We start from the raw sequence: 8,616 nt of genomic DNA on the forward strand, positions 1-8,616 counted from the left end.
CCACACCGGCTGCCAGCGCTCCGGCAGCGAACGCTCCGGCGACGCCGAGCAGCCAGGGCTGAGTCCTGGCGGCAACGCACACGCCCGGCACTCGCCGGGCGTTTTTCATTCCGGTCCCAGGTAGCGCTGCGCCAGGCTTTCCGCCGAGCGTTGGGCCTCGCTGCGCAGATGCGGGGCGACCAGCATCATGATCTGGTAGACCACCGTGCGCACCTCGCCCTTGCTGCCCAGTACCCGCTGGTAATCCAGGGAGAACAGCAGGGTCAGGGTGATCTGTTCGACCAGTTGCCCGAGTGCCGGCGCATCGCTGCGCAACTGCCGGTCGGTCTTTAGGCGGGCCAACAGGGTGGCCAGGGTCCGCTTCAGCGCGCCGAGCCAGGTACGGATGCCGCGAGCCAGCCGTGGCAGGCGCCCGGTCAGGTTGGACAGGTCCTGGAACAGGAAGCGGTAGTGGGCGAGGCGCTCGACGATCAGATGCAGGAACAGCCAGTAGTCCTCCGCGCCCAGGCGCACCTCCTCGGGCGGATCGAGCAGCGGCGCCAACTCGGCCTGGAACCGCTCGAACAGCGCCATCACCAGCGGTTCCTTGCCATGGAAGTGGTAGTAGAGATTGCCCGGGCTGATGCCCAGTTCGTTGGCGATTTCCAGTGTCGAGACGTTGGGTTCGCCCTGTTCGTTGAACAGCAACAGCGAGCATTCGAGGATACGGTCGCGTGTCTTCATCCGGACTTCTTCTGGGGATCGAGGTGCCCGGCTCCAGGCGCCCGGGCCGGGTCTTTCAGCGTATATGCACGTAGGTGCCCGGGGCTGCTTCGAGGGGCGGATGCGCGGCGCTGCCAAGGTTGAAGTCAGGGTCGCCCAGCTCGCCCGAGCGCTCCTGCAGCCAGCCCAGCCAGACCGGCCACCAACTGCCCTCTTCGCGCTTGGCGTCGTAGTACCAGGCGCGTGGATCGCTGCTCAGCTTGTCGTTCTCGAAGTAGCAGGCCTTGGGGTTTCCGGGAGGGTTGAGGATGCTCTGGATGTGCCCGCTGTTGGACAGGATGAAGCGGCGCTGGCCGCCCAGCAGGAGGGCCGAGCGATAGACCGCGTCCCAGGGCGTGATGTGGTCGGTGATGCCGGCGACGTGGAAGCTGTCGATCGCCACCTTGCCCAGGTCCACCGCGGTCCCGCTGACTTCCAGCGCGCCCGGGCGGGTCAGCGGGTTGTGCTTGAACAGGTCGAGCAGTTCGCCGTGGAACGCCGCGGGCAGCCGCGTGTTGTCGTTGTTCCAGTAGAGGATGTCGAACGCCGGCGGCTGCCTGCCGAGCAGGTAGTTGTTGACCCAGTAATTCCAGATCAGGTCGTTGGGGCGCATCCAGGCGAACACCTTGGCCATGTCGCGCCCGTCCAGCACGCCATGCTGGTAGGAGCGGCGCTTGCTGCTCTCCAGGGTCTGCTCGTCGGCGAAGAGCATCGCCGGGCTTTCCATCTGGCTGTCGAGCAGGCTGACCAGGTAGGTGACGCTACTGACCTTGCGCAGTTGCCGGCGCACCTGCAGGTGGCCGAGCAAGGCGGCCACGGTGAGCCCGCCGGCGCAGGCGCCGGCCAGGTTCACGCTGCGGCTGCCGGTGATCTCGCGGCTGACCTCGATGGCTTGGTCTAGGGCCTCGACATAGGTGCTCAGGCCCCATTCGCGGTGCTGGGCGTCGGGGTTGCGCCAACTGATGACGAAGACCTGCAGGTTGTTCTTCAGGGCGTACTGGACGAAGCTCTTTTCCGGCGACAGGTCGAAGATGTAGTACTTGTTGATCTGCGGCGGCACGATCAGCAGGGGCTTGGCGTACTGGCGCTCGCCCAGCGGCTTGTACTGGATCAGTTCCAGCACCTCGTTGCGGAACACCACCGCGCCTTGCGTGGTGGCGAGGTTGCGGCCGATCTCGAAGGCGGTCTTGTTCACCTGGCTGGGCATGCCGCCGTTGTGCACCAGGTCTTCGAGCAGGTGGCGAACGCCATTGAGCAGGCTGATCCCGCCGGTATTGAACAGTTCCTTTACCGCCAGCGGATTGATCAGGCTGTTGCTGGGTGCCACGGCGTCGGAGAGCAAGGCGACGAGGAAGCGGGCGCGGGCGCGATCGTCGCAGTCCAGGTTGCTTTCGTCGATCCAGGCGAGCAGTTGCTTCTGCCACGCCAGGTAGGCCTGCAGGGTGCGCCGGTAGAAGGGATTGAGGCGCCAGGATGGATCCTGGAAGCGGGCGTCCTGAGGGTTCGGCTGGTGCAGGGTGTCGCCCAGCAGCACCTTGCCCAACTGGCCTCCGAAGGCGACCAGGTGCCGCGCACTGTGCAGCGGCTGGCGCAGGCCGTGGACGGCCAGGCTGCGGACCGTCGTCAGCAGGTCCTTGCCGCGCAGGCCGACGATGGCGCTCTGCGCACTCATGAACTCGGCGGGCACCGGCACGCTACCCGATTCCTGTTTTTCTCGCATGGACCACACTCCGTCGTAGGACCACAGTCTGGATGCCATGGGCGATAGTCCCCTGGCTCGGAATACTCAGTTATAGCCTGTGAATTCCGTTTCACCCGGGGCAGAACCGCACACCTGCCTGAACAGGGAGGATGCCGCCCGACAGTGGGGCAGCAAGCGCTGTACCACAACGCCGGGAGGGGCGTCGCAGAGCTTGCGCTGTCGCGGCGAAGCCAGGCGCCATGCGCCGTTGCGGAACATTGACTATGCACCTGCACCATGACGAAGCAGTGTCTGCTGCCCTGGTGTTGCCCGCGCAGCAGTTCAGCCGGTCTTGGGCAGGAACGGACGAGGGTGCATGACGGCGCGGCGGCGCTCCTCGGCGAGGAACTTCATGATGATCGGCGCCACCGATTCGGCGCGGGTCACCAGGAACAGGTGGCCGTCGTCGATCACGTGCAGTTCGGCGTTGGGAATGCGCCAGGCCAGCACGCGCATGTTGATCAGCGGGATGATCGGGTCGTCGTCGCCGGCCAGCACCAGGGTCGGCTGGCGGATCCTATGCAGCCAGTGGATGCTGGTCCAGCCGAGCCCGGCGAACAATTGCCAGTAGTAGCCCAGCTTGCCCGACGAACGCACCTTGCTGGCATGCGCCATGGCCAGCTTGGGGTCGCGGCGGAAGGCCCCGCCGTAGATGTCCGGTGCGATGTGTACGCCATAGGAGGGCTGGATGTAGCGCCGCGGGCTGGCCATGCGCATCAGTACCTTCGGCTTGCCTGGCACCATCACCGCGCCAGCCGAAGTGGCGGCGAGGATCAGCTTCTTGCAGCGTTCCGGATAGTCGTGAGCGAACTGCTGGGCCAGCGCGCCGCCCCAGGACACGCCGATCGCGTTGACCTGGCCGTAGTCCAGGTAGTCGAGCATCCGCGCCGCCAGCTTGGCCAGGCCGGGAAAGCGGTAGGGCACGCTGGGCGTCGAGGAACCGCCGACGCCGGGAACGTCGAAGGCGATCACCTCCAGTTCCGGGTCGAGCGCCTGGACGAAGGGGAATACCAGTTCCAGGTTGGCGCCTATGCCGTTGAAGATCAGCAGCGGAGTGCTTCCTTCCTTGCCCGGCCGCACTGCGGTGCGGATGGTCTGGCCGTCGAGGTCGATGGTCCGGAAGACGAAGGGCTGGGGCATGCTCGGGGTCCTCGGCGGCGCAGCCGCGGGCTCGGCGATACGGGGCCTGGCCGGCTTCCGCGCGGCGCGGGGCCGCGCCGGAGGCGCTGGCGGGGTTTCGTCGGCGGAGGCCGCGGATCGCTCCTGCGGCAGTTCTTCAGGCTGGTCGCTTTTCATCGTTCATGCACGTAGGTTCCGGGCGCGGCTTCGCCGGCCGGATAGGTCTTGTTGCCCAGGCTGGCGGGCGCCTTGCGGGTCTTGCCGGAGCGTTCGGCCAGCCATTGCTGCCAGTGCAGCCACCACGAATCGGCGTGCTTGCCGGCCTGTTCCAGCCAGGCCTTGGGCTCGGCGGGCAGTTCCGGATTGGTCATGAAGCGTGCCTTGGGGTTGCCCGGTGGGTTGAGGATGCTCTGGATGTGGCCGCTGTTGGAGAGGATGAACTCGCACTTGCCGCCCAGCAGCCTGGCCGACTTGTAGCACGACTCCCAGGGGGTGATGTGGTCGTTCAGACCGGCGACACAGTAGAAGTCGCAAGTCACCTGCTTCAGGTCGATGGGCGTGCCGGAGACCTCCAGGGCGCCGGGGCGGTTCAGCGGGTTGCTCTTGAACAGTTCGACGAACTCGCCGTGCAGCGCGGCGGGCAGGCGCGTGGTGTCGTTGTTCCAGTAGAGGATGTCGAACGCCGGCGGCTGGTTGCCGAGCAGGTAGTTGTTGACCCAGTAGTTCCAGATCAGGTCGTTGGGGCGCATCCAGGCGAACACCTTGGCCATGTCCTTGCCCTCCAGCACGCCGGACTGGTAGGAGCGACGCTTGGCGGCCTCCAGGGTCTTCTCGTCGGCGAACAGCGCGACCTGGGTATTCAGTTCGAAGTCGAGCACGCTGACCAGTTGGGTGAAGGCGTTGACCTTCTTCTCGCCGCTGGCGACGTAGTGGCCGACCAGGGTCGCGGTGGTGATCCCGCCGGAGCAGGCGCCGAGGAGGTTGAGGTCCTTGCTGCCGGTGATCGACAGGACTACCTCGATGGCCTCCTTGAGCGCCTCGATATAGGTGGTCAGGCCCCATTCGCGCTGCGACTTGGTCGGGTTGCGCCAGCTGACGATGAAGGCCTGCACGCCGTTGCGCAGGCAGAAGCGCGCCAGGCTCTTGTCCGGCGACAGGTCGAAGACGTAGAACTTGTTGATCTGCGGCGGCACCACCAGCAGCGGGCGTTCGTGCACCGACTCGGTGATCGGCCGGTATTGGATCAGTTCCAGCACGTCGTTGCGGAATACCACGGCGCCCTCGGTGGTGGCCAGGTTCTTGCCCACCTCGAAGGCGTCCATGTCCACCTGGCTCGGCATCCCGCCGTTGTTCACCAGGTCCTTGGCCAGGTGGCCGAGGCCGTCCAGCAGACTCTTGCCGCCGGTCTCGAAGAAGCGCTTGACCGCCGCCGGATTGCTCAGGCTGTTGGTCGGTGACATCGCCTCGGTCAGCAGGTTGATGACGAACTGGCCACGACTGATGTCCTGCGGCGACAGGTCGCTGTGGCTGATCCAGCTATGCAGTTCCTTGCGCCAGGCCAGGTAGGTCTGCATGTAGCGCTTGTACAGCGGATTCTGGCTCCAGGCCGGGTCGGAAAAGCGCCGGTCGTCGTCGCCTGGGCGCAGCTCCGACTGGCCGAGCAGGACGTTCTTCAGCTCCAGGCTGAAATGCGCCACGTGCCTGGCGCTGTGCAGTGGCTGGCGCACCGCCTGGAGCAGGACCATGCGCGCGGAGGTGAGCAGGTCCTTGCCCCGGATGCCGATCACCGGATTCAGGTTCAGCGTGTTTTCCGCGGCTTGCTTGGGAAGCTCGTTATTGTTCTTTTGACTCATCGGCAACGCTCCATTGTTCGAGGCGAAACAGGGGACCGCAACGAAACCGGGGACCAGGTGTCCGGCCGGCTACTGCTCGACTACCAGCCCACCCGCACGTTTCAGGGCGGGGCGGACGCACGTCAGGGAAGGGAACCCGGACAAGGGGCTGCACCGCCTTGGTTACGCGAGTTTCCGCTGGCGTGCAAGCTGGCAGAAGCATCGGTGGCCGGCGTGGCTGGCCCGGCGAGCGGCCGACCTGCGGACTAGAGCGTTGCTGCCGTGCAGGGTAGGACATTCGCCGTGGCGACCGCGCCGACCGGATGTCTGGTCTGGCAGTCTGCGGGGCGAATGTTGCAAATGACGTGCCCTCGTTCGGGGCAGCGGGGAAAAATCGCCAGGATGCCGTGTGCCGCGAAGGGGCACTCGGCCCGGCGCTTCAGAGCATCAGCTTGACGACCGACTCGTCGGGGTCGCGCGACTTGCCGGCGCTGGCCAGCTCCGCCAGGTAGTCGGCCCACAGCTGGTCCTTGCGGGTCGCCAGCTCGTACAGGTAGTCCCAGGTGAACAGGCCGCTGTCGTGGCCGTCGTCGAAGCTCAGCTTCAGTGCGTACTGGCCGGCGGGTTCGACGCCGACCAGGCCGACGTTCAGCTTGCCGTACTGCAATACCGGGTTGCCGTGGCCCTGGACCTCGGCCGAGGGCGAATGAACGCGGAGGAACTCGGCGGGCAGGTCGTAGCTGTCCTCGCCGTAGCGCAGGGTCAGGGTCTTCGAGGCTTTGTGCAGCTGGATGGCGGAAGGGATACGCATCGCATCGGACTCGCGGAAGGGCGGAGTACAAGGATACCCCGGTTCGGGACCGCGCGGCCCGCCGCCACGGTGCTGGCCGTGGCGGCGGCGGTGGTCAAAGGATGTAGCGGGACAGGTCCTCGTCCTCGGCCAGCTCGCCGAGGTGGCTGTTGACGTAGCCGGCATCGATCAGGATCGGCTTGTCGCTATGCTCGCTGGCCAGGTCGGCGGCGCTGAACGAGACCTCTTCCAGCAGCCGCTCGAGCAGCGTATGCAGGCGGCGGGCACCGATGTTCTCGGTCTTCTCGTTGACCTGCCAGGCGATCTCGGCAAGGCGCTTGATGCCGTCCTCGGCGAACTCGATGGCCAGTCCCTCGGTCTTCAGCAGCTCGCGGTACTGCTCGGTGAGCGAGGCATGCGGCTCGGTGAGGATGCGCTCGAAATCGTTCGGGCTGAGGGCCTTGAGCTCCACGCGGATCGGCAGGCGGCCCTGCAGCTCGGGAACCAGGTCGCTCGGCTTGCTCAGGTGGAAGGCGCCGGAGGCGATGAACAGGATGTGGTCGGTCTTGACCATGCCCAGCTTGGTGTTCACCGTGCAGCCCTCGATCAGTGGCAGCAGGTCGCGCTGTACGCCCTCGCGGGAGACGTCGGCGCCGCCGGCGTTGGCGCGCTTGGCGATCTTGTCGATCTCGTCGATGAAGACGATGCCGTGCTGCTCGACCGCCTCCAGGGCGCGTGCCTTGAGCTCTTCCTCGTTGACCAGGCGCACCGCCTCTTCGTCGCGGATCAGCTTCAGGGCCTCGGCGACCTTCAGCTTGCGGGTCTTCTTCTTGCCCTTGCTCATGCCGGAGAACAGGTTCTGCAACTGGTTGGTCATCTCCTCCATGCCGGGCGGGGCCATGATCTCCACGCCGGCCGGGTTGTCGGCCACCTCGATGTCGATTTCCTTGTCGTCCAGCTGGCCTTCGCGCAGGCGCTTGCGGAACAACTGGCGGGTGTTGCTGTCCTCGCGTGCCGGCTCGTCGCCGAAGCCCATGGCGGGACGCGCGGCCGGCAGCAGGGCATCGAGGATGCGCTCTTCGGCGGCATCCTCTGCACGATACTTGACCTTCTGGATCTCCTGTTCGCGGAGCATCTTCACCGCGGCGTCGGCGAGATCGCGGATGATCGACTCGACGTCGCGTCCGACATAGCCGACCTCGGTGAACTTGGTCGCCTCGACCTTGATGAACGGCGCGTTCGCCAGGCGCGCCAGGCGGCGGGCGATCTCGGTCTTGCCGACGCCGGTGGGGCCGATCATGAGGATGTTCTTCGGCGTGACCTCGGCGCGCAGCTCGGCCGGCAGTTGCATGCGTCGCCAGCGGTTGCGCAGGGCGATGGCGACGGCGCGCTTGGCGTCGTCCTGGCCGATGATGTGGCGGTTGAGTTCGTGGACGATCTCGCGGGGCGTCATGGACATTCGTTTACTCCAGCGGGGGACGAGCGCTTCAGACGGCGCTGTCCAGCTCCTCGATGGTCAGGTTCTGGTTGGTGAAGACGCAGATCGAGCCGGCGATGTTCAGCGCGGTCTCGGCGACTTCCCGAGCGCTCAGCTCGGCGTTGTGCTGCAGCAGGGCCAGGGCCGCGGCCTGGGCGAAGCCGCCGCCGGAGCCCATGGCGATCAGGCCGTGTTCGGGTTCGACCACGTCGCCGTTGCCGGTGATGATCAGCGAGGCATCCTTGTTGGCGACCGCGAGCATGGCTTCGAGGCGGCTCAGGGAGCGGTCGGTGCGCCAGTCCTTGGCCAGTTCGACGGCGGCGCGGACCAGGTGCCCCTGGTGTTTCTCCAGTTGCTGCTCGAAGCGCTCGAACAGGGTGAAGGCATCGGCGGTGGCGCCGGCGAAACCGGCCAGTACCTGACCGTGATACAGGCGCCGGACCTTCTTGGCGTTGCCTTTCATCACGGTGTTGCCCAGGGAAACCTGGCCGTCGCCGCCCATGACGACTTTGCCGTTGCGGCGGACAGATACGATGGTGGTCAAGGGGGAAATCTCCACACTGCGGGGCCGAATGCCCGGAATGCTGGGAGATATAGGGGCGATCCGCGGCTTTTCAACCGCACGCACCGCCGTGCGTCGGAACGCACGGCGTGGCCCGCGTTCAGCGGGCCTTGCGTTGCTGTAACAGCAGGTTGCTGAAGCCGTTGGAGGACAGTGTCTTCTGCGCCTGGGACAACTGGTCGCGGCTGTTGAACCTGTCTCCTAGACACATCTGACGATGCCGACGACACATCACGTGTAGTAACCATATGTTGACGTGGTCTTAAAAAGACAACGCATCTACTACGCATAGACAGCACTGGAATACGCCTGTGCATAGTCAATGTGATACCTCACGTAACAGAACCTCTATAA

The 8,616-nt window shown here is 65.8% G+C and carries 7 protein-coding genes and 1 pseudogene; all 8 read right to left on the reverse strand.

From position 1 onward, the window contains the following. Window positions 1–105: 105 nt before the first annotated feature. Complete coding sequence (locus FFS27_RS23520) at window positions 106–723, reverse strand: TetR/AcrR family transcriptional regulator (RefSeq protein ID WP_003112003.1); 618 nt, start codon at window positions 721–723, stop codon at window positions 106–108. Between the two features lie 55 nt (window positions 724–778). Then, a complete protein-coding gene (gene phaC, locus FFS27_RS23525) occupies window positions 779–2,461 on the reverse strand; it encodes a class II poly(R)-hydroxyalkanoic acid synthase (RefSeq protein WP_003116130.1) in 1,683 nt (560 codons plus the stop codon). A 303-nt stretch (window positions 2,462–2,764) separates the two neighbouring features. Further along, window positions 2,765–3,622 (reverse strand): poly(3-hydroxyalkanoate) depolymerase, encoded by an 858-nt coding sequence (gene phaZ / locus FFS27_RS23530; RefSeq protein WP_003095866.1) that lies wholly within the window; start codon window positions 3,620–3,622, stop codon window positions 2,765–2,767. A 152-nt stretch (window positions 3,623–3,774) separates the two neighbouring features. Further along, window positions 3,775–5,454: a class II poly(R)-hydroxyalkanoic acid synthase gene (gene phaC / locus FFS27_RS23540; RefSeq protein ID WP_021263514.1), complete on the reverse strand. Its 1,680-nt coding sequence runs from the start codon at window positions 5,452–5,454 to the stop codon at window positions 3,775–3,777. Between the two features lie 418 nt (window positions 5,455–5,872). Further along, window positions 5,873–6,244, reverse strand: coding sequence for a gamma-butyrobetaine hydroxylase-like domain-containing protein (locus FFS27_RS23550; RefSeq protein WP_003095857.1), 372 nt, complete (start codon window positions 6,242–6,244; stop codon window positions 5,873–5,875). Window positions 6,245–6,338: 94 nt separating this feature from the next. After that, complete coding sequence (gene hslU, locus FFS27_RS23555) at window positions 6,339–7,682, reverse strand: ATP-dependent protease ATPase subunit HslU (RefSeq protein WP_003095854.1); 1,344 nt, start codon at window positions 7,680–7,682, stop codon at window positions 6,339–6,341. A gap of 28 nt (window positions 7,683–7,710) precedes the next feature. Continuing rightward, on the reverse strand, window positions 7,711–8,244 hold the full coding sequence (gene hslV / locus FFS27_RS23560; protein WP_003095852.1) for an ATP-dependent protease subunit HslV: 534 nt from the start codon (window positions 8,242–8,244) through the stop codon (window positions 7,711–7,713). 118 nt (window positions 8,245–8,362) lie between these two features. Beyond that, a pseudogene (locus FFS27_RS33720) lies at window positions 8,363–8,455 on the reverse strand (SPOR domain-containing protein); the annotation flags it as partial. Window positions 8,456–8,616: the final 161 nt, after the last annotated feature.

The organism is Pseudomonas sp. 2VD, assembly GCF_005503585.1.
GTDB classification, from domain to species: Bacteria; Pseudomonadota; Gammaproteobacteria; order Pseudomonadales; family Pseudomonadaceae; genus Pseudomonas; species Pseudomonas aeruginosa.